Here is a 20,681-nt window from a genome sequence, read left to right as displayed (position 1 = left end):
TTCTTTCATTTTATTCATTCACAACTTTTTGATTTTTTAAAACATGAGAAAGTTATTTTTGATGCTTGCGTTTATCGCAACAAGTTTATTCACTGCCAATGCGCAGGTGAATGGGTTTAACAACGTTCTTTTCGCACAAGGAAGCGAGAAAGTGGCAGGAGTTTACACGGGCAAAATCATTCATGCCTATATGAACAAAAAGAAGGATGTGGCCTACCGTTTCCAAGACTATGTGAATTTCGAACTGGTTGACAGGGGAGGCGGTATGTACGCACTTCGCGGTATTTTGGAATTCCAAGCTGGACCTGCAAAACACGAGATTGACTTCTCGGACGAACGGGTTACGCTCAACACCGATGCCAATGGCAACATCATCAGCGCGACTGGCAAAGGGCATATCAGAGTGTCCGTTTGGAAACAGGATTGGGTGAACAGTGATTTCACGGTAACAGTTCCCGTTGGCACATCATACGCAAGGGACGGAGTCCTCAATCTCAGGTTGGAGTGCGATGTAGTTGGTGGTGTACTTGGCAAGCCGTATAAGGCCATCTTCGAGTTTAATGGTAATAAGTAAGGAGACATGACTAAGGAAAAGTTTTCGCTTTTACTTGGTTTGGCACTCACCGCCTGTTTGGTCTTCTCGTCGTGCAATAGCGACGAGAAGATTAACTCCACTCCCATTCAGGACGAGGTGATACTCGCTAAAGCCAAGGAATTGCTGACCAAGGAAGAATTTATAGTGCTTCGTGCACGCGCGATGATGGGCCCTGAGGACAAGACGCGGTTGCCCGAGGGGTGTCCGCTTAAATATTATTTCTCGTGGAACACCGCTGCAGGTAAAGCCGACCGTCCGCTCAACATCAAACTCATCAAATTCACGGTAGGAAGTATGCCACTCACGGTAGATTTCAACATCCACTGCAAGTTCATTCCGCTTAACAAGTGGGAACGCGACGAGTACAAGGGCGACGGATGGATAAAGTTCGTAGGCGAGAAAGGCGACGTGGGATACATACCTAACGAGAAAGACGAGAAGGGTATCTACACCGATGGAGAAGGTGGATTGGGCACCGTAGTGGGCTATCTCAACGTAGACACCAAAGAGATAGAATTCTCAACCAATTTCAACGTGATGCTGATGCAGAGTTTTGTCTACCGACAAAAGATTGATTACTCTAAAAAACTTACTTATGAACAGGACTTCAAGCAGTACGAAGAGGATCTTGCGAAGTATAAGAAAGAGCATGGCATTCTCTAATGTAATGAAGATACCTGTACGAAATAACAAGTGGAGTGAAATGAACGGGAAATTATCCATCCCGTTGCTGCTGTGTCTCCTCCCTGTTGGGGTAGTGGCACAGCAGCCGCATATAAACAGTGCAGACAGCGTGAGGAGTCTCGGCGAGGTGATAGTAACGGGATCACGTACGCCACGCCCTGTGAATTCGTCTCCCGTGACCACGCAGTTACTCAGTGGCAAGGTTATGAGAGATGCTGGCTTCGGAGATTTTCAATCGGCTTTGCAGCACCTCACGCCCGGACTCAATGTGCAGAAGGTGGCTTTCGGCAGCGAGATGAGTATGGACGGCATGGATGCACGCCATGTGGTGATGCTGCAAGATGGTGAGCGCATGACGGGCGATATGGCTGGTAATTTGGACTACGAAAGGTTCAATATTCACGGCATAGACCGCGTGGAAGTCGTCAAGGGAGCCAGCAGCACGCTTTATGGCAGCCGTGCATCCGGAGCAGTGATCAATGTCATCGGAAAGAAGACGCACAAGCCTCTTGACATAGATGTGGGCGTGCGCTGGGGACAGATGAACGAACGCAACTACAGGAATCCCAAGAAGAAGGATTTTATCTATATGTTCGAGAAGAATGCCGACCGTCCCAACCTCTCGGCGTGGCTCTCAGCGGGTGCACACCAGGGCTGGTTCACGTCGCAGACCGATGTGTGGTATAGTTCCACAGATGCCTTCTATCTTTATCAGAAAGTGGGCGATCGCAAGGTGTACTCGCGCGAAGCTAATCCATGGCTGCACAAAGACACTGTGTTGCAAAGCACCTTCCCTCGCCCGCCGATGGGCATCGAGGGCAGGGAACATATAGTGGCTTCGCAGAAACTGTGGGTAGAACCCATGGCAGAACTGTCGGTGCAGCTCTATGGGTCGTGCTTCTTCATGAATAGTTACGACCTGGTGCAGGACCTCGTGTTCACCCAAGCGCGCGACTGGACTTACGGTCTGAAGGCATCGTATCGATGGAAGGACTATCTCACGGCGAAACTCATGCTTCACACCGACCGCTACGCCAGCTTCAAGCGACACGAGCGGCGAGACGAGCGCAAGCCGGTCTATAAGTCGCGAATCCTTCAGCCGAGACTCACGCTGCAAAGTCGCTATTTCGACGGTCACGAGCTGAACGCCGGCATCGAACTGTTTGACGACGTGCTCACCTCTGACCGTTTCGTGAATCACAAGGTGACCACACGCACCCTGAGTGAGATGGAATGGTTTGTGCAGGACGACTGGTCGCCCACGCAGCAGTGGACGGTGTCGGCAGGACTGCGCACCAACTACTCACGCGTGTTCGGACTGATATGGCTGCCCAAGGTGGCAGTGAAATGGCAACCAGATACTCACTGGGCCTTGCGTGCGGTCTATTCCAAGGGCTCGCGCTCACCCAGCATCAAGGAACTGTTCTTCAACTGGGACCACCTCGGCATGTTCGTCATCAGGGGAAACGAAAATTTACAGCCCGAAAAAAACCATTACCTCTCCTTGGGCGTGGAGTATGCTTCGCCTAAGCTCTTCGTCAACGCAAACGGCTACGCCAACCTCTACCGCGACAAAATAGAGGGCGTGTGGAAGATTTACGATATGCAGTACAACTTCCTCTACACCAACCTCGCACGGCAGACCGTGGCTGGCCTTGACGTGCTGGCACGATGGAAACCGTGGACGTGGCTCACACTCGATGCCAACTACTCCTATGTGTATATCACTGCGGAGAAGGGGCGGCGGTTCTCCACCACCTCACCCCATGCGGCGACAGCCAATGCGACGTATAAATATAGCCGCCGCGGCTACAACCTCGGCGTGACGCTCTCTGCCCAAATCATGGGTGAGAAACGCTACGATGTGCAGGATCGTCTCTTCCTCCCTTCCGAGGGACGCGGGCGCGATGCCTATTTCCGCTGCACGCTACCGGCCTATGCGCTGTGCAACCTCAACGTAGCACAGACTTTCAGTGACAAGTACCGGCTTTCGGTGGGTGTAAACAACCTGCTGAACTACAAGCCCAAGACTTTAGGCTCAGGACTGACCACGTTTAGCGTACCGGCGGAGGCGGGTGCAAGGCTCTACGTGCAATTTGAAGTAAAAATCGACAAGAAGTAATGATGAAGAATAATCTTACAGATAAGACCATCGGCATACTCATGGCAGCAGCCTCTGCAATATTACTCGGAAGCTGTGTGCATTACGATGCCGACGAGTTCGAAGGAAAGGTGATGCCTCGCGCCACAGGTGCCTATACGGGAGTTACCGACGACTGGCTCTACTTCAACCTGCGAACGGGCAAGGCGTTCAATCTTTCCGCTCCCAATCAGGATATCACAGAAGGAGACCAGTTGAAACGTCTGGACTGGGACATCGCCTTCTGCGGAGCGCATATCCGCACCAATGGCGGCACGTCGGGTCCGGGCAAGGGGGCGGCGGCAGACCTCGGTTTCGGCGACTACGACCACTGGCAGGACAGAGTGCAGATTCCCGACGATGTGAAGTGGGTGGAGGACGACACAACCTCCGTCTATGTCACCTACTCGCAGCGCGAGTGGTACAACTACGTGAACACTCACTACCTCAAGCCCGACGGCACACCCGACAACGACGGACACCCATGGTTTGACCCCAACCGCGGACCGGCACGACGGCTCACCAGTGGCAATCCGCTCTTGGAGCAGTGCATCAAAATAGAGGGACCTCCCATGACTTACACGCCGTCCTATCACGTCTACGTTATACGCTGTGCCGACGGTGTGCGGTGCTTCAAACTACAGGTGGTGAGCTGGTTCAACCAGCAGTCGTCCATCGATGACGAGGGCGGCGGGCAGATGAGCTATTACATCGATGAACTGAAATAATAATAACAACATATCATCAATGGAGACAAAACGTAAAATATATCCTTGGCGCACTATCGTATCGTTCTTACTGGTACTCTTTGCCATGCCGTTGGGACATGCGCTGATGATACTAATGGAGAAGTTTATGGACGAGGGCGCCATGCATGTAGCAGGGTTTGCGATGGGTTTCGTGGGGCTTGTCCTCGTTATCGTCGGCGTGTTCGTGAAAGGCGACACCCGCCAGACGCTGTGGGGACTCTTCGGCGGACTGCTCTTCTGGACGGGATGGGTGGAATTTCTCTTCCTCTACTATGCCCGCCGCTACGGCGTGCAGCCTGAAATGGAGAACGGCGTGGTGGTGACCAAGCCCGAATATCTCATCATGCCGGCCTCATTCGGACTGTGGATGATGGTGATGACGATGTACATCTTCAGCACCAAGAACGGCTGCGACTTCATCACGTGGATACAGAAAATGGTGTTCCGCAGCCGCCGCAAGGTCATCGCTGCCCAGCCCATGACACGCCACACGAGCATCGTGACGTTCATGGAACTCAACATGATGCTGTGGGGACTGTACCTGCTGCTGATGTTCTGTTACGACAAACGCTTCGTCGGCGACCACCATCCCGTGACGTTTTTCGTGGGCCTGGGCTGCCTCGTGGCATCAGTGTTCATGTTCCTTAAACAACTGCGCATCGCCTCGTGGGGAGCAAACATACGTATGGCGATAGCCACGGTCATCGTATTCTGGACGCCCGTGGAAATTCTCGGTCGCATCAATTTCTTTAAGGAATTCTGGGTTGAGCCCGAGAAGTACAGGTTGCAGATGATTGCAATCCTCGCGGTCTTCATTGTTCTCGGCTTTTATCTTTGGATAAAGAGCAAACAGCACAGGAGAGCTAAGACGAATGATTGAACTCCACGCATATAGCAAACCTAATCATAAACCCAAAAGACGGCTTGATAGCCGGTCTTGATAAAAAAACTTCAACGATGAAAGAAAATTTCAAAATCTCTATTCTCTGGGTGTCGATAATTGCAGGTATGTCTGCACATTCATTAATGGATATGATACCCCTTTTCTGGAATGCAAACATAGCAATCTCCAATGACGGTGTGGCTCCTATGTCGATGCTTGTGTTGATGGCGGTCGTTTCTGTCACCTTGCCGATGACGGGACTGCTGCTTTCGCTCTATGCCTGTAAAAGTCGGTATAAGTTAGTGCATTTCTGCCTTGCCGCACTCATTGCACTGTTTTGCACAGCACATTGCACGGAGCTTATATTCACTTTCGAGTTTCCACAGCTCTTTATCCACCCCATGCTAGTTGTGCTGAGCATAACGCTTGCCTATGAGTCGTGGAAATGGTATAAGGAGGCGTAAGCCTTTTATCATTATAAGAAACGCACTTGTCTTAATGATATAATGCGTTTTTTTATCTCACGTAATGAATACTGTTCACTTTTCCAATAAATCTCGTTATTTTCAACAATGAATAAAACGATATTCACCTTTATCTTATCGTTCATTCCCTTTTTCGGGTGGGCACAGGAACAGACCGTTTCGCCTTTTCACAAGGACGACCACGAGGGAGGACTGTTTGCAGGCGGTGCCGTCACTTATTAGAACAACACCAAGACCAAAGCCACTACGCTACAGTTGTATCCCGAGGTAGGCTGGCGGTTCAACGAGACATGGGCTACGGGCATCATGTTGGGTTATGCCTTCGGCTCGGAACGTGGCGAGAACGGACGAGAGAAAACCCATGCCCTGAAACTGTCACCTTTCGTACGCTACTACTATCTGCATAAAGGACTGTTCAACCTGTATTTAGACGGCGGTTTCGGCTACAACTACATCACTCCCGTCGGTTCTGCCGGAACTTACAGGCATCATGGCTTTGAGGTAGGGGTGCGTCCGGGCGTATGCGTGGATCTGAAGCATGGTGTGGAGCGATGCCACACCTTGTTCTACGTTGTTAGCTACTACCTTGTAGAGTCCGAAACGGGACGGCTCGTTGAACTGACGTAGAAAATTGCTCATGAAGTTTTTTAGAAGTCCGTCCTTGTTGTTAAACTTCAAGAACGCTGCCTGATTGGCAGCGATTACTTCGGTGGTTTTAAGGTTACCCTTGTCGTCAATACCGGATACTACGGAGAGTTTTCCCGTTTCTTTCTCGTTCTTTACCTCAGTGCGGTCTTCCAAGACCAGCACATAGTTGTCATTGTCTTTTGGCTCCATAATTATTTGTTATTTATTTGTTATTGAGTTACTATGTTGAACGACAAAGATATAAGCAATAATCAGATTGTTTATAACATAAAGAATTCACGGGAAAAGAAGGGAAAATAAAGGTATTATTGAAAGGTGTTTTGTAAACCTTAATTTGATTACTTACCAAAATATGATGTCGATTTCTTCGCTATCTGAGAACATGAAGTTTTAATGAAAAAGGAGATGTTGAACTTCTGTTATTACACTCTATCACACCAAATGTTGGATGAGGCAGATTTAATATTAAACCATTGATACATACTATATAGAATAATATCACCAATATTAGGTATATACAGATAAGTTTTTTTTTGTAAAAACTCCGCAAGTCATACCGTCTTATTGGTATTTTTATGGTACTTGCAAAAAAAATAATGATATTAGTTTGCTTATTTGTTTTTTTTGCTTTCTTTGTAAAAAGAACTAATACAGTTAAGAATATATGCAATACCGACAATCTGATAGAAAGCTATATTTTCATGAACTTTCCACAACAAGCCAAAAATATTTTATTCCTTATATCGAAAAATATAAGGAAATAACTCATGGAATAAATGTTTTGGAAATAGGTTGTGGTGACGGAGGAAATCTTTTGCCTTTTTCTAAAAAGGGATGCAACACTCTTGGGGTTGATTTGGCAGAATGCAGAATTAGTGATGCTAAAAAGTTCTTTCATGAAGCCAATGCTGCAGGAGAATTTTTTGCTTCAGATATATTTGATATTAAAGGGAAGGATGGGCTTTTTGATTTAATAATTTGTCACGATGTTTTAGAACATATAGAGAATAAGTCTTTTTTTTATATCTTCCTTAAAAAGATTTCTTGCCCCACGAGGGGTTGTTTTTATCTCTTTTCCTGCGTGGCAAATGCCGTTTGGAGGACATCAACAAATTTGTAGAGGAAAGTTCCTTTCTCATCTTCCTTGGTTTCATTTGTTACCTAAAATTTTATACGAAAGCCTTCTCAAACTTGGGAGAGAAAAAGAAGATACAATTAAGGAATTACTTAGCATCAAAAAGACAAAATGTCCTATTGAGCTTTTTGAGAAATTGATAGAAAAGAAATTTAGAGTTCTTGATAGAACTCTGTTTTTCATAAATCCGCATTATGAGGTGAAATTTAAGTTAAGGCCTCGCCTATTACATCCGACAATTGGGAAAATACCCTATATTCGTAATTTTTTCACAACGTCTTGCTTCTATTTATTATCATAATAAATTATTAAACAAGGTAATCTTACTTCCGAAAAGCGATTTCATAATCTCAAATTATTAATTAAAACCTGACAGCAATGAAAAATTTAATGGTTAAGAAGGCTGTTTCTGCTTTAGTTTTTGCTCTTTTTTGTGTAACTGCAAATGCACAAATGAAATTGTACAGTAATGGTCAATTAACAATTGGCAATACTGCACCCTATGGTTTCTACAAACAAACCATTGAAGGTCTTGGAATGTACTTCAAGTGTAAGACAAGCAATTTTTTCCAAATTGACGTCTCACCTGTTGGTACCCGTTTGGCTAGTCATGCCGACCAAGTTGTATTCTACAATACACAGACAAGTACTTTCAACAGTATTCAAGTTAAGGATGTTTATAATTACTCTGATGCAAGAGCGAAATCTAATATTCGTTCTTTACAAAATGGATTAAATTGCATTCTCAAATTGCGTCCCGTGTCATACTCTTTTTCAGATAAACCTACTAGAGAGGCTTCTTTACTAAGGAAAGGAGGAGATGAAAGGGAAATAGGTCTACTCGCACAAGAGGTTGAAAAAGTTTTACCTAATGTAGTTTTAACTGATGCGGAAGGTAAGAAATTGATTAACTATACTGCACTTATCCCTGTAATGATTGACGCTATCAAATCTTTACAAACGGAAATAGAACTTCTTAAAAATAAAAAATAGAATCCTATGAGATACAAGAATTTTATACTACTTTATACGGCGTTGATTTGCTCTTCTGTGGTAATTATATCTTGTAGTGATGTAATAGATAATAATATCATTAACAAGTCCGATAATCAAATTTCGACACGAGCAAGCCACAGACGCCCAACGGATTATTATTATTGGTATAATGGTAAAAAAATAGAAATATCTTCTTTACGAAATTTATACTATATTTCATCATCCGATAGTTCAAAGTTAGTGGCTATTGACTTGAAAAATTCTGCTGTTTCTACAATTACAACAAAGCAAGCAGTACAAAGCCAAAAAGGCTCTCAGTCGCGTTTTTGGAAAATAGTTGAAATAAGACCAGTTGGCAATGTAACTACGAATGGAATTCTTAGTTCAATGATACAAAAATTGAAAGGAAACAAAGATGTTCAAGTTGCGCCAGTGTTTGGACTTGATGAACAAGACTATATATCAACAAGTGAGTACTTTTATATAAAGTTAAAATCATCTCAAGACTATAATCTTCTCCAAAGTGTTGCGAAAGACTTTGACGCAAAGGTTATAAAGGAAGTTGATTACATGCCTAATTGGTACATTCTAAAGTCGCCGATAAATTCTAATGGTTTGGAAACTTCAAACAAATTCTACGAAACAGGCAAATTTGCGGATGTAGACCCTGCTTTTATGTTTAATTTTAAGACAAATAATTGTACCTCTGAGCCTGATTTTAATCGGCAATGGGGACTAGAAAAGGTCAATGCGTGCAATGCTTGGAAATTAACTAAAGGCAAACCTCAAATTACTGTTGCGGTTTTAGACCAAGGTGTAGATCAAAACCATAGAGAGTTCGCGAATAATTATAGTCCATTGTCATATGACATACATAATGGTCATTCTCCATCTGTTGTACGTGGAAGGCACGGTACTCATGTAGGAGGTATTATAGGTGCAAACCATAATGGAATTCAAATAGCAGGTCTTGCCCCTCAATCCACAATTTTATCCATCAGTCATGGATTGTACATTTCGCCAACTATTAGTAGCGAGTTAGCAACAGGGTTTGGATATGCGACATCTCACAATGTTGATGTTATCAACAACTCTTGGGGAGATCAGGGTGGAGCCTTTTACAAAGAAATGCATAGTGCTATCTTGGAAGATGCTATTAGGACCGCAATGACTTCTGGTAGGAATGGGAAAGGAATGATTGTTGTTTTTGCTTCTGGAAATTATAATAAATCAGTGCCAGATTATCCCGCAAATTTCCATCCAGACATTCTTGTTGTTGGTTCCGTAGACCAAAGGGATAAAAAATCTAGTTTTTCATCTTATGGGAAAGCTCTTGATGTTGTTGCACCAGGTAGTAATATTTTATCAACAGTTCCTAACAATGGTCTTGATGAGATGAGTGGTACTTCTATGGCAGCTCCTCATGTGAGTGCCATCGCTTCATTAGTTTTATCTATTAATCCAGAATTGACAAGAAAAGATGTTGTAGATATAATAGAACAAACTGCACAAAAGGCAGGAAATTATGTATATTCTACTTTACCTGATAGAACGAATGGAACTTGGAATGAGCAAATGGGATATGGTATCTGCGATGCCTTTTCAGCTGTTTCAGCAGCACAAGGAGGGATTGTTTACTTCTATGATCAAACAGTAACATCCAATAGAAATGTAGCAGGATGGATTATTAAAGCAAAAAATTTTAATGTTACAAGCAATTCATATTTGAAGTTCACATATGGTAATATTGTAACTATTGATGCTCCATTCACCATAACGAAAGGTTCTGTATTTGAGATCTCCAAGAAATAATTATCTTTTATATGCAGAAGAGGGATAAAATTTATCTGATAAAATTTATCCTTCTTCTGTCGTTCTTTTTAAGGATATTTCTTCCTTTTTCACCCTGAATTAATCTTTGATAAGATGTGATAATGATGGATCAGACTTTATCCTTTCCGTTTCCTTGCCAACAAGATTTAAAACCTCTCTCTTCACTCGTTTATAATTTTCCTCTATTGTTTCTTTGAGAGTATCTTTCCCCTCTTCATCTGTGAACTCAACAATCACAGGAATTGATAGATAGGCTTTCATCTCAGCGGAGACTTTGACACTATCCACCACTATTTCAGCATGGAAAATCTTCTGGTCGATGCGTTCATCGAAGTTGTCAGATACTGCTCCAACGAACATACCTTGTGTAAGGTTGGAAATCTTACTTGCAGGGATAAGACTATCCATCTGTGTTGAAATGGAAGTGGATTTGTCGTTACGGTTGATGGTCATAGACTGTCGTTGCTGGAGAACCTTTCCAAATCGTTCAGAAAGCGTCTTGGCCGTTTCTCCGACGACTTGCCCGGAGAAAACATTGCCTACCGTATTCTGAATCACTTTGCTCTCCTTATCCCCATAGTCACGGGTAAGCTGCGAAAAGTCCTGAAAACCCAGACACACTGCTACTTTATTACTTCGTGCAGTGGCAATCAGATTGTCCAAACCACGGAAGTAGATTGTCGGCAACTCGTCGATAATCACTGAGGATTTGAGTTGCTTCTTCTTGTTGATGAGCTTCACGATACGGCTGTTATACAAACCAAGTGCAGCCGAGTAGATATTCTGACGGTCGGGATTGTTACCCACAACAAGGACTTTCGGCTCATTGGGATTGTTGATGTCAAGTGAGAAATCATCACCTGTCATTACCCAATAGAGAGCTGGCGAAATCATACGTGAAAGCGGTATCTTGGCACTGGCAATCTGTCCCTGTAGCTGGTCTTGCGCTCCGCCCTCCCAAGCATCCATAAAGGGAGAAAGGTAGTTGGCAAGCTCATCGTAGGAAGTAAGTATCGGAAATATCTGTGCGTAGGGACGGTTCAGGAATTCTATGGCATGTGGAAAGGTGCAATACCTGCCGTTCTCATATATCTTCAGAAACCAGATAATGGCGGCAAGCAAGATAATCGGTGATTCGACGAAAAAATCTCCTTGCTTCTGAATCCACGAACGGTTCAGATTAAGCATAATGGTATAGGCACTCTCGTAGGCATCCGATATATCCGTCATAAAAGCAGGATTGATAGGATTGCAGCGGTGCGATTTGCGTGGGTCATCAAAGTTAATCACATAGAACTGAGGCTTTACTTGGTAGGCATCAAGGTGGTTGAGCAAATGGTTGTAGGCAATCTCGGAAAGGTCGGGAAACTTATAATCATAGATATACATGGCAAAGCCTTTCTCTATCTGTTGCTTGATGTAGTTGTTCACGATAGCGTATGACTTACCAGAGCCGGGTGTGCCGAGCACCATCGAGGCACGGAATGGATTGACTACATTGATCCAGCCCTTGTTCCACTTCTTCTTATAGTAGAATCGTGTAGGAAGGTTTACCGAGTATTCGTTCTCCATCAACCGAGTTTCCTGCATAAAGCTCTCATTCTCGGTATTGAACACATCGTCCATCAAGTTGTTTTTGAGCAGTCGGCTCATCCACACACCTGCCATCAGCAGACAGATATAGCCCACAGACAGCGTAAAGATATAGAGCGAAGCAGTACCCACCTTACCAATGGGCAATGCCAACAGCCACCAATTCAGAAAAAAGAGCACAAAACCTGCGAAAAGCACCGTCCAAATCTTTGGCCATGTGATTTTCTCTTCCTTCACGCCTTTTGTACCTAAACAGGAGAGCGCAAGGAAAACCACACAAAAGAGTTTCGTCCAAAGGATGGACGAGAACAAGCCCGTAGTCCGCTCAAAATTCATCAGTATTTTGTTGATGATGCTCAATGTGAAATGCCATTGCTGGAATGCCTCGTAACAAAACCAATAACAGTTAATCAGGAGGAATATCACAGATATACCCCGCATAAAGTCCATAACTTTACCCAATGCCCTTAAATCATCTTCTTGTGCCATAATAATGTATTTGTAGCCTCCCCCCAACCCCTCCGAAAGGAGGGGAGTTGGAATTGCTCGTTTATTTAATGTTTTCTTCGTCTAAGATTTACCTTACTTTGCTTTCGGAGTTTACGCTGCCATGCCGCTTCTTTCCAATCATCATTGCCCGATGCAGAGAAAGTTTCTCCCACCATATCGTCGATTAGTTCATCAACAAGGTTGTCGCCTTCCTCTGTGTCTTGTTGTAATAACTGCATGTTATTTATCTGTTCATGGCTAACGGACGGATTACCATAAAGCGATTCATCCAAGAATGGATTGTGAGCAGGGTTAGAGAAGTACTCGTTAAACTTATTGGCGGCATATCCCTTCCCCAATCGTGAGCCGTTGAGCGCAACGCCTCCTTCGTCGTCTATGAAGGTAATGCCATAGATACGTCCGCTTTCATTCTTTCGGATTGCCACACGCAAGCCCTGTTCCTCCAATCTTTGTCGAAGTTCTTCCTCTGTCTTTGGAGAGGTACGCATAACTTCCAATATCTTTCTTCTAACGGTTGGTATCAGCGGCTTGATGGCTTGCTTCGATTTCCGCATCCTGTTCTGCACGGCAGTGTGGCCTACACCACGGCCGATGTCTGAGGCATGGATGGGTGTGCCTGCCTTGTTTCCCTTGTCATTAGTCGAGACATAGACAAGCCCGTCGTATTTCCTTCCCCGAAACTCCTTCCTGACTTCTTCCACTGCAAGATTGTATGCGGAGAGAACGGCGTTCAGTTCACCCAATGAACAGAAGCGATAATGCTTCAGCACCCTGCGGAGGACGCTTGCCACCTGCTCCTTGATGTTTCCTTTACCCATATCCACCTTGGGCGTTTCTGTTTCTGCCTTATTACTAATTTTTGAACTTGGAATAAGATTATACTTCCTTTCCAAGGCATCGGTAATCTGCTTGCTCCGCCGCTTCTCAAACTTATCGTTCATCTTTCTTCCTTTGCTGTCCACCCGAAGCGACACGATGTGTATATGCTCACGGGCAATGTCATTATGCTTGAAGACGATGTAGGGTTGCTTGCCATAGCCGAGTGCCTCCATATATTCCTTTGCAATCTGCGTGAGTTGCTCATCAGATAGTTTCTCGTCTGGGTGCGGATTGAGGGAGCAGTGAAAAACCGTTTTCTTTGTCCTGCATTGCTCTGGTATCGTCTTTTGCATATCGGCAAGTACCTTATCCATTTGAAAAGTGCCATCGAAGCCTTTCCGAAGTTCGTTCACGCAGAGGACTACCGCTTCGTTGTGCTGCATCTTTTTGAAGTTATACCCCAATGCTCCTCCAAGGTTCTCGGTAGAAGAAATCTTTGCAATCATATTCCTTTATCGACTATCAAATTGTTCCGTCAGTTGGATGGCTTTCTGTTGTAGCGTGATGATTTGACCAGAGATTTTTTCCAATTTTTCAAGTAAAATCTGTGCAGTTTTCACGCTGTGATAAGAGTTTATTGCGCGTACTGTTTGGTTGTAGAGTACGCCTATCCGATGATTTTCGGCAATCAATTCCGAGAGTTTACGATAATAATCCACAGCGGATTTATCTACTGTTATCACCTTGAACTTCTCCCCAAGAATACAGCCACGCACAAAATCAGACTTCGATTTTGCACCGGATTTATGGAAAAGTTCAATGACTTTTTGCTGGTCTTTGGGGTTGGGCAACCGTACATGCCAGTTGTCCCAACGTGGCTTTTCTGCCGTCTTTTGTTCTGAACCGTGTTCCGTTTCCTTTTTCATATTCGTTTTGGCTTCTAATTACGACTTTGGAGTAATTCATCTCCCCTTCGGGGCAAGGGTATTTGTGGTACAAACGTCGGTTTGTGTTACAAAGACACACCTTGCCAATATCAAGAGTTGATGCAATAGAAGCATCCACCTGTAAGGGTGTCCGCTTCGGATAGTTTACCTCCATGTTTTCTATCTGCCTGCAAAGTTACAGTGGATTTTCAAATATCTCATTATCAGCGACATTCACTCTTTTTCCTTTCATTTCCCTGCATTTCATAGGCATCATAAAATCAGCCGAAATATCATTTATTTTGCAATCAGAACGAGCGAACAATGGTATGATAACACAAGCAAAAGATATATCATATTATCGCCTGCTTGCACCAAAGATGACAAGAAGGAACAATACATATTCATAACAATTTATTGTCATGACAAACTATTGTCAATACAACAAATTGTAAGAACTTGAAATCGTCCTTTTGGACTATCGCCCAAACCATACACAGTCAGAGCAAACTGTCTGCTGATGACTCTTAATAATGAGAGAACATCCAAACATCAAATAGACAAATAATATGAACTAAGAAATTATCATTATGGAGAACAAAGAACAACGCCCCCTTTTTCTGGGCTTCTCTTCCCAAAAGGGAGGAGTGGGAAAAAGTACTCTTGCCGAAATCGTAAGCAGCATATTGTACTACGAGCAAGGCATCAACCTCTTCGTGATGGACTGCGACCTGTCGCAAGACTCTTTCTACAAACTGAGGGAACGTGAGAAAAGTATCGTTCAGGAGAGCGAAGAACTTTCCAAATCCATGCAGGAGTACTTTCATCACCTTGGCAAAAAAGCATACAGAATTTACAAGTCTGCACCCAAGGAAGCCGTCAGGACTGCACGAAGTAAAATCGACGGTATCAGCAACGAGAAGTACCAGTTGGTTATATTTGATTTCCCGGGACATGCTGGAACAACCGAACTGATGGAACTGTCCCTTCAGATGGACTATATCCTTTCTCCGATTGAAGCCGATATTCAGTCGCTGGTTTCATGTCTGGCATACGCCAAGACTATCACGGAGATTGGAGTTTCGATGTCCGACTCCCGGATAAAGGACATTATTCTGTTCTGGAACAAGGTGGACAGAAGAGTAAGGAACATCATCATCGACGAATATACAAAGCTCATCGACGAATACGAACTCACGCTCCTGCCCGGCTATGTGTATGCCACGCACCGCTTCTCTCACGAACTTTCCACATACGGACTGTTCCGCTCTACCTATCAGCCTCCTGCAAGGGGATTACGAATGGGTACAGGGCTGGACGAACTCGTCAATGAGATAATTCAACGTCTCAAACTAAAAACGAAAACAGAAAATGGCAACGATTGAAGAAAGAAAGCAACAGCTGGAAAACAAGCTGAAGAAAATGGCAGAGGACAATGTCGTGGTGAAACCTGTCACGATACCAAACTCCTTCGACCCTTCCGAGGATACTGAGTCCTCCCCAGCAACATCAGGGGAGGAAGACAATAATTTAGAAGAGACGAAAGAAACGAAAACAGCAAAAGAAAAACCGGTAGATGAAATAGAAAGAGAGGAAACGGGGAACACGGAACAGAAACGGGAAAGGAAGCCGAGAATGGAAAAGCCCGGCGTATCCTCCCTTTCCATCGAGGACTACCGTTCCCTGTACTTTCATCCCGTCCGTTCCCAAATGCGGACAGCCTTCTCTATAAATCTGGAAACGCTGCAGAACCTGCGCAACGTATTGCAGGACTTGGGGGAGCGTGTCTCCATAGCCGCATATATAGACAACATTCTTAGGGAACACCTGCGTGAACATTTGGAATTGCTCAACAGTGCGGCAGCAAAACAAAGACGCAAGACAACAATAACACTATGATGGAAACAATACTTTTCAGTTTTATACTGATACTCATCATCATTTGGATAATGCTGGGTATCCTGTACTTCTATATGCGGTATGTATCTCCGTATGGCATCCTTATCAAGAAAAATAAAAAGGGCAATGAGCAGACTAAGGAGAATGAAGCGACGAAGAAAAAAGACGGACAAAAAGGAGAAGGAACAGAAGATCAAGCCGAGTTTGTACTGATTGGCAAAAGCCGTTCCACTTCCCCTATTATCCCACAAGTTCCCTCTGCTTCATCATTAGAAAATTCAAAGCAGAATAGTAATAATTTTGTAACGCAAAACTCCGAAAATAAAGATGACATGAAGGAAGAGGATAACGAGATGGAGGTTAGCTACGAGATGGAAAGAGAGGACGAAAACGAGGTTGCTCGCGAGGAGCTGAGTCTGCCCATTGAGTCCGCATCTGAAGATGGCGAGGTATCCAGTCAATCTATCCTCGCACGTGACTTAGGTCGCATGAGAAAGTGGCGTAAGAACAGTGATGAGGTAGATGATGCCGAAGTCAAGGAAATTGTCGGTCAACTTAAAGGCACTGACTTTATGGAGAAATACAAGGAGTATGTCGCCAAAATGCAAGGTGAGCAGTCCATCCTGCTGGATAAAATCCGAAGCGCAGAGGAAGGAGAAGAGCAGACAGATGAATTGTCCACTTTCGATGCCTCCAGAAAGAACTCTTCTGACAATCTGATGACGGAAACTGACGATATGGGTGAGCGTCCACTGTCATACTATCTGTAAAACCAATGTTCATATTGTAGAAGTGTAAAGTGATGCGGGGGTGGCTCAAAAGTAAAACAATCAACCAATATCTGTCATACGATAAAACCGAGCTACCCCTTGCCACTTTCACCCTAAAAAGAAAATAATTTGTTTAACAACTTAAAATAAAAACAGCAATGAACAACAAAAAGAAAATCACAATGCTGCTCCTGATAGCCGCCACTGCCACAGGAGCGTACGCACAGGGCAACGGCATGGCGGGTATCAACGAAGCCACCAAAATGGTGACCTCGTACTTTGATCCCGGTACGAAACTTATCTATGCCATCGGTGCCGTGGTGGGCTTGATCGGAGGAATAAAAGTCTATAACAAGTTCTCTAGTGGCGACCCCGATACGAGCAAGACCGCCGCCTCTTGGTTCGGTGCGTGCATCTTCCTCATCGTGGCTGCCACCATCCTACGTTCTTTCTTCCTATAACCACTATGGCGAGTTGGGAAATCAACAAAGGTGTAGGTCGGACGGTGGAGTTCAAGGGCTTGAAGGCGCAGTACCTCTTCCTCTTTGCAGGAGGCTTGCTTGCCGTCTTCATCCTCGTGGTCATTCTTTATCTCTGTGGAGTGAGCCAGATAACCTGTCTGGTCATAGGCATAGTGGGTGCCACCCTCGTGGTGTGGCAAACGTTTGCCATGAACCGAAAGTATGGGCAATACGGACTCATGAAAAAGGGAGCCGTGAGAATGCACCCACGCTACCTTTTGAACCGCCGGACGGTCTATCACCTTATCCGTAACCTTCAACCCAAAAGAAAGAAGCAATGAGAAACAACAGTAAGATAACTACCTTGGAATCGAAGTTCCCGCTGCTCTCCGTCGAGCAGGGGTGTATGGTGAGCAAGGACGCAGATATTACGGTCGCCTTCCGTTTGGAACTACCCGAACTCTTTACCGTCACTTCTACAGAATACGAAGCGATGCATTCTGCTTGGCATAAGGCAATCAAGGTGCTACCCAATTACAGTATCGTACACAAGCAGGACTGGTTTATTAAGGAGGACTATCAAGGAAAGCTCTTCGATGGCGGACTGAGTTTCCTTGCCCGTTCCTCTGAACGGCACTTCAACGAACGTCCGTATCTACACCACTCGGTCTATCTCTTCCTAACCAAGACGAACAAGCAGCGTATGGCACAGCAGAGTAACTTCTCTTCGCTTTGTCGTGGACATCTGCTGCCCAAGGAAATTACCAACAAGGATGAGGTGATGAAGTTCATGGAAGCCGTAGACCAGTTCGAGCGTATCATCAACGATACCGAGCAGATAAGGATTGTCCGCATGACTGAAGATGAGTTAGTTAGCACAAATGAAAAGGGCGGCCTGCTTGACAGGTATTTCTCTCTTTCAGAAGAGGGACATGCCTCATTGGAGGACATCCGTCTGGGTGCAGACCTTGTGCGTGTGGGCGACAATATGCTCTGCTTACATACATTAAGCGATACAGATGATTTGCCCACAAGTGTGAGTACTGATAGCCGATATGAACGGTTATCCACCGACAGGAGCGACTGCCGTCTTTCCTTTGCCGCTCCCGTGGGTCTGATGTTACCGTGTAACCACATCTATAACCAGTATCTCTTCATCGAAGACAGCGATGCCAACTTGGAACGCTTCGAGAAACAGGCACGGAATATGCACTCGCTGGCACGCTACAGCCGTAGCAACCAAATCAACGAGGAGTGGATACAGGAGTATCTCAATATTGCCCACTCACAGGGACTGACCTCTATCCGTGCCCACTTCAATGTGCTGGCATGGAGTAGTGATAAGGAAGAACTTCGCCAGATCAAGAACGATGTGGGTTCTTCCCTTGCCTTGATGGAGTGCCACCCTCGCCACAATACCATTGATGCGGCAACGCTCTACTGGGCGGGCATTCCCGGCAATGCGGCAGACTTTCCTGCAGAAGAGTCATTCTATACTTTTATCGAGCCTGCCCTTTGTTTCTTCACGGCAGAGACGAACTATAAGGACTCGCTGTCTCCCTTTGGTATCAAGATGGCTGACCGACTTTCGGGTAAGCCCATCCACCTTGACATCTCCGACCTGCCAATGAAGCGCGGCGTGATTACCAACCGTAACAAGTTCATCTTGGGTCCTTCGGGCAGTGGTAAGTCTTTCTTTACCAACCACATGGTACGTCAGTATTACGAACAGGGAGCGCATGTCCTCTTGGTCGATACCGGAAACTCATATCAAGGCTTGTGTGAACTTATCCACCGCAAGACCAAAGGTGAGGACGGTGTGTATTTTACCTATACCAATGAAAATCCGATATCCTTCAACCCTTTTTATACGGATGATTACTTCTTCGATGTTGAGAAAAGGGAGAGTATCTGGACATTATTACTTACACTTTGGAAAAGTGCTGATGAACATATCACCAAGACCGAAGCAGGCGAACTCGGTTCTGCCGTCAATGCCTATATCGAACTTATCAGGACGGATCATACCATCGTTCCCTGCTTCAATACCTTCTATGAGTATCTGCGGGACGTGTACCGCAAGGATATGGAAAAGCGTGACATCAAGGTAACGCTCTCGGACTTCAACATTAACAACCTCTTAACTACATTGAAGCAATACTATCGTGGCGGTCGTTACGACTTCCTTTTGAACTCGGACAAGAATATTGACCTGCTCTCCAAACGCTTCATCGTCTTTGAAATCGATCAAGTGAAGGATAATAAAGACCTTTTCCCTGTGGTAACGATTATCATCATGGAAGCCTTCATCAATAAGATGCGCCGATTAAAGGGTATCCGCAAGATGATACTCATTGAGGAAGCGTGGAAAGCCATCGCTTCGGCAAACATGGCGGACTACATAAAATATTTGTATAAGACCGTCAGAAAGTATTTCGGGGAAGCCATTGTGGTAACGCAGGAGGTGGATGACATTATTCAGTCGCCCATTGTCAAGGAGAGTATCATCAACAACTCCGACTGCAAGATACTGCTCGACCAGCGCAAGTATATGACCAAGTTCGATGGTATACAGGCGATGCTCGGTCTTTCGGAAAAGGAAAAGAGCCAGATACTCTCCATCAATCAGAACAACGACCCCAACCGACTCTACAAGGAAGTGTGGATAGGCTTGGGCGGTATGCAGAGTGCCGTCTATGCCACGGAAGTGAGCATGGAGGAATACCTCACCTACACCACTGAGGAAACCGAGAAGGTAGAGGTCATGCAGCGTGCGGAACAGCTCGGTGGCGACATCGAGACCGCTATCCGCCAGCTTGCCATAGAGAAAAGAAGCAATAAAAAGAAATAAGTAATAAACCATCAAAACTATAGCAACAATGAAAAAGTACATTTTCATGGCTCTCTTAGGATTGAGCCTTTCAGTTCCCAAAGCCCACGCACAGTGGACGGTCTATGATCCGGGTAACTTTGCCGGCAATATTGCCAATACGGTCAAAGAGATTGCTACCGCCTCGAAGACAGTAAAGAATACCCTTGACGGATTCAAGGAGGTGGAGAAACTCTACAACGACACCAAGAAGTATTACGATGCCTTGAAGAAAGTGAATAACCTTATTGGCGATGCCTATAAGGTCAAGGAGTGTATTCTCATGGTGGGTGACATCTCGGAGATTTATGTTACCTCATATAAGAAAATGCTCTCAGACAAGAACTTCCGCCCGACAGAACTCGCCGCAATGGCTTCGGGCTACACCAAGCTGCTCGAGCAGAGCGGTGAGAGCCTGAAAGAACTCAAGTCCATCGTCAAGAGTAATGTATTCTCCATGAACGACCACGAGCGCATGCAGCAGATAGACCGTATCTATACAACACTACGTGAGTACCGCTCCTTGGTGTCGTACTATACAAGGAAGAATATCTCCGTGAGTTATGTCCGTGCCCGTGAGAAGAACGACCTTGCCTCTGTTAAGGCGCTCTACGGCAATACGGCAAGCAGGTATTGGTAAATCCACAGACAAAAAAGAACTTGAAAGAACTTTCATAAAAAAACTT

19 protein-coding genes and 2 pseudogenes are annotated in these 20,681 nt (G+C 45.0%); 17 read left to right on the top strand and 4 right to left on the bottom strand.

Annotated features, from left to right (window positions below):
* Positions 1-43: 43 nt before the first annotated feature.
* The 7 genes from ETF27_RS02265 (at position 44) to ETF27_RS11625 (ending at position 5,758) form a co-directional block, all read left to right on the top strand.
* Positions 44-574, top strand: a complete 531-nt coding sequence (locus ETF27_RS02265; RefSeq protein ID WP_007173281.1) for a hypothetical protein — start codon at positions 44-46, stop codon at positions 572-574.
* Between the two features lie 6 nt (positions 575-580).
* Complete coding sequence (locus ETF27_RS02260) at positions 581-1,258, top strand: DUF4903 family protein (protein ID WP_007173282.1); 678 nt, start codon at positions 581-583, stop codon at positions 1,256-1,258.
* Complete coding sequence (locus ETF27_RS02255) at positions 1,245-3,401, top strand: TonB-dependent receptor plug domain-containing protein (protein ID WP_048741232.1); 2,157 nt, start codon at positions 1,245-1,247, stop codon at positions 3,399-3,401. The genes ETF27_RS02260 and ETF27_RS02255 overlap by 14 nt, the downstream gene beginning before the upstream one ends.
* Positions 3,401-4,147: an HmuY family protein gene (locus ETF27_RS02250; protein ID WP_007173284.1), complete on the top strand. Its 747-nt coding sequence runs from the start codon at positions 3,401-3,403 to the stop codon at positions 4,145-4,147. Before ETF27_RS02255 ends, ETF27_RS02250 begins: the two co-directional genes overlap by 1 nt.
* A gap of 19 nt (positions 4,148-4,166) precedes the next feature.
* On the top strand, positions 4,167-5,048 hold the full coding sequence (locus tag ETF27_RS02245; RefSeq protein ID WP_007173285.1) for a hypothetical protein: 882 nt from the start codon (positions 4,167-4,169) through the stop codon (positions 5,046-5,048).
* A 77-nt stretch (positions 5,049-5,125) separates the two neighbouring features.
* On the top strand, positions 5,126-5,515 hold the full coding sequence (locus tag ETF27_RS02240) for a hypothetical protein (protein ID WP_048741229.1): 390 nt from the start codon (positions 5,126-5,128) through the stop codon (positions 5,513-5,515).
* A gap of 108 nt (positions 5,516-5,623) precedes the next feature.
* Positions 5,624-5,758: a hypothetical protein gene (locus ETF27_RS11625; protein ID WP_007173288.1), complete on the top strand. Its 135-nt coding sequence runs from the start codon at positions 5,624-5,626 to the stop codon at positions 5,756-5,758.
* Between the two features lie 309 nt (positions 5,759-6,067).
* Here ETF27_RS11625 and ETF27_RS02230 read toward each other — a convergent pair.
* Positions 6,068-6,373 (bottom strand): annotated as a pseudogene (locus ETF27_RS02230) (hypothetical protein); the annotation flags it as partial.
* Positions 6,374-6,848: 475 nt separating this feature from the next.
* Between ETF27_RS02230 and ETF27_RS11690 the strand changes: the two are divergent.
* The 3 genes and pseudogenes from ETF27_RS11690 to ETF27_RS02215 all read left to right on the top strand — a co-directional run bounded on the left by ETF27_RS11690 (position 6,849) and on the right by ETF27_RS02215 (position 10,127).
* Positions 6,849-7,620 (top strand): annotated as a pseudogene (locus ETF27_RS11690) (class I SAM-dependent methyltransferase).
* 77 nt (positions 7,621-7,697) lie between these two features.
* Positions 7,698-8,312 carry a tail fiber domain-containing protein gene (locus tag ETF27_RS02220; protein WP_007173291.1) on the top strand — a complete coding sequence of 205 codons (615 nt, stop codon included), beginning with the start codon at positions 7,698-7,700 and terminating at the stop codon, positions 8,310-8,312.
* Positions 8,313-8,318: 6 nt separating this feature from the next.
* Complete coding sequence (locus tag ETF27_RS02215) at positions 8,319-10,127, top strand: S8 family peptidase (protein ID WP_080975323.1); 1,809 nt, start codon at positions 8,319-8,321, stop codon at positions 10,125-10,127.
* Between the two features lie 99 nt (positions 10,128-10,226).
* Here ETF27_RS02215 and mobC read toward each other — a convergent pair whose 3' ends face one another.
* From mobC to ETF27_RS02200, 3 genes are all read right to left on the bottom strand, one after another.
* Positions 10,227-12,230, bottom strand: a complete 2,004-nt coding sequence (mobC, locus tag ETF27_RS02210; protein ID WP_007173293.1) for a conjugal transfer protein MobC — start codon at positions 12,228-12,230, stop codon at positions 10,227-10,229.
* A 65-nt stretch (positions 12,231-12,295) separates the two neighbouring features.
* Positions 12,296-13,576 (bottom strand): conjugal transfer protein MobB, encoded by a 1,281-nt coding sequence (gene mobB, locus ETF27_RS02205; RefSeq protein ID WP_007173294.1) that lies wholly within the window; start codon positions 13,574-13,576, stop codon positions 12,296-12,298.
* A 6-nt stretch (positions 13,577-13,582) separates the two neighbouring features.
* Positions 13,583-13,996 carry a plasmid mobilization protein gene (locus ETF27_RS02200; protein WP_007173295.1) on the bottom strand — a complete coding sequence of 138 codons (414 nt, stop codon included), beginning with the start codon at positions 13,994-13,996 and terminating at the stop codon, positions 13,583-13,585.
* Positions 13,997-14,586: 590 nt separating this feature from the next.
* On the opposite strand from ETF27_RS02200, the gene ETF27_RS02195 reads away from it, so the two are divergent.
* The 7 genes from ETF27_RS02195 to ETF27_RS02165 all read left to right on the top strand — a co-directional run bounded on the left by ETF27_RS02195 (position 14,587) and on the right by ETF27_RS02165 (position 20,635).
* Positions 14,587-15,381: a division plane positioning ATPase MipZ gene (locus tag ETF27_RS02195; protein ID WP_130828315.1), complete on the top strand. Its 795-nt coding sequence runs from the start codon at positions 14,587-14,589 to the stop codon at positions 15,379-15,381.
* A complete protein-coding gene (locus ETF27_RS02190) occupies positions 15,368-15,895 on the top strand; it encodes a DUF3408 domain-containing protein (protein WP_006045106.1) in 528 nt (175 codons plus the stop codon). Before ETF27_RS02195 ends, ETF27_RS02190 begins: the two co-directional genes overlap by 14 nt.
* Positions 15,892-16,665: a hypothetical protein gene (locus tag ETF27_RS02185; RefSeq protein ID WP_130828316.1), complete on the top strand. Its 774-nt coding sequence runs from the start codon at positions 15,892-15,894 to the stop codon at positions 16,663-16,665. The genes ETF27_RS02190 and ETF27_RS02185 overlap by 4 nt, the downstream gene beginning before the upstream one ends.
* 158 nt (positions 16,666-16,823) lie before the next feature.
* Entirely contained in the window at positions 16,824-17,126 is a 303-nt protein-coding gene (locus ETF27_RS02180; RefSeq protein ID WP_004378854.1) for a DUF4134 domain-containing protein, read from the top strand.
* Positions 17,127-17,131: 5 nt separating this feature from the next.
* Entirely contained in the window at positions 17,132-17,467 is a 336-nt protein-coding gene (locus tag ETF27_RS02175) for a DUF4133 domain-containing protein (RefSeq protein WP_147785423.1), read from the top strand.
* Positions 17,464-19,977, top strand: coding sequence for a TraG family conjugative transposon ATPase (locus tag ETF27_RS02170; protein WP_147785422.1), 2,514 nt, complete (start codon positions 17,464-17,466; stop codon positions 19,975-19,977). The genes ETF27_RS02175 and ETF27_RS02170 overlap by 4 nt, the downstream gene beginning before the upstream one ends.
* A gap of 28 nt (positions 19,978-20,005) precedes the next feature.
* Positions 20,006-20,635, top strand: coding sequence for a DUF4141 domain-containing protein (locus tag ETF27_RS02165; protein ID WP_147785421.1), 630 nt, complete (start codon positions 20,006-20,008; stop codon positions 20,633-20,635).
* Positions 20,636-20,681: the final 46 nt, after the last annotated feature.

The organism is Prevotella brunnea (assembly GCF_008016795.1).
Taxonomy (GTDB): Bacteria; Bacteroidota; Bacteroidia; order Bacteroidales; family Bacteroidaceae; genus Prevotella; species Prevotella brunnea.
The sequence above is the reverse complement of the archived record's forward strand: the minus strand, read 5'-3'. Positions and strand labels throughout refer to the sequence as shown.

Excerpts from the sequence above, each read along its gene's own strand:
- ETF27_RS02265 (WP_007173281.1), top strand. The coding sequence starts at position 44 with ATGAGAAAGTTATTTTTGATGCTTGCGTTTATCGCAACAAGTTTATTC.
- ETF27_RS02260 (WP_007173282.1), top strand. The coding sequence starts at position 581 with ATGACTAAGGAAAAGTTTTCGCTTTTACTTGGTTTGGCACTCACCGCC.
- ETF27_RS02255 (WP_048741232.1), top strand. The coding sequence starts at position 1,245 with ATGGCATTCTCTAATGTAATGAAGATACCTGTACGAAATAACAAGTGG.
- ETF27_RS02250 (WP_007173284.1), top strand. The coding sequence starts at position 3,401 with ATGATGAAGAATAATCTTACAGATAAGACCATCGGCATACTCATGGCA.
- ETF27_RS02245 (WP_007173285.1), top strand. The coding sequence starts at position 4,167 with ATGGAGACAAAACGTAAAATATATCCTTGGCGCACTATCGTATCGTTC.
- ETF27_RS02240 (WP_048741229.1), top strand. The coding sequence starts at position 5,126 with ATGAAAGAAAATTTCAAAATCTCTATTCTCTGGGTGTCGATAATTGCA.
- ETF27_RS11625 (WP_007173288.1), top strand. The coding sequence starts at position 5,624 with ATGAATAAAACGATATTCACCTTTATCTTATCGTTCATTCCCTTTTTC.
- ETF27_RS02220 (WP_007173291.1), top strand. The coding sequence starts at position 7,698 with ATGAAAAATTTAATGGTTAAGAAGGCTGTTTCTGCTTTAGTTTTTGCT.
- ETF27_RS02215 (WP_080975323.1), top strand. The coding sequence starts at position 8,319 with ATGAGATACAAGAATTTTATACTACTTTATACGGCGTTGATTTGCTCT.
- mobC (WP_007173293.1), bottom strand. The coding sequence starts at position 12,230 with ATGGCACAAGAAGATGATTTAAGGGCATTGGGTAAAGTTATGGACTTT.
- mobB (WP_007173294.1), bottom strand. The coding sequence starts at position 13,576 with ATGATTGCAAAGATTTCTTCTACCGAGAACCTTGGAGGAGCATTGGGG.
- ETF27_RS02200 (WP_007173295.1), bottom strand. The coding sequence starts at position 13,996 with ATGAAAAAGGAAACGGAACACGGTTCAGAACAAAAGACGGCAGAAAAG.
- ETF27_RS02195 (WP_130828315.1), top strand. The coding sequence starts at position 14,587 with ATGGAGAACAAAGAACAACGCCCCCTTTTTCTGGGCTTCTCTTCCCAA.
- ETF27_RS02190 (WP_006045106.1), top strand. The coding sequence starts at position 15,368 with ATGGCAACGATTGAAGAAAGAAAGCAACAGCTGGAAAACAAGCTGAAG.
- ETF27_RS02185 (WP_130828316.1), top strand. The coding sequence starts at position 15,892 with ATGATGGAAACAATACTTTTCAGTTTTATACTGATACTCATCATCATT.
- ETF27_RS02180 (WP_004378854.1), top strand. The coding sequence starts at position 16,824 with ATGAACAACAAAAAGAAAATCACAATGCTGCTCCTGATAGCCGCCACT.
- ETF27_RS02175 (WP_147785423.1), top strand. The coding sequence starts at position 17,132 with ATGGCGAGTTGGGAAATCAACAAAGGTGTAGGTCGGACGGTGGAGTTC.
- ETF27_RS02170 (WP_147785422.1), top strand. The coding sequence starts at position 17,464 with ATGAGAAACAACAGTAAGATAACTACCTTGGAATCGAAGTTCCCGCTG.
- ETF27_RS02165 (WP_147785421.1), top strand. The coding sequence starts at position 20,006 with ATGAAAAAGTACATTTTCATGGCTCTCTTAGGATTGAGCCTTTCAGTT.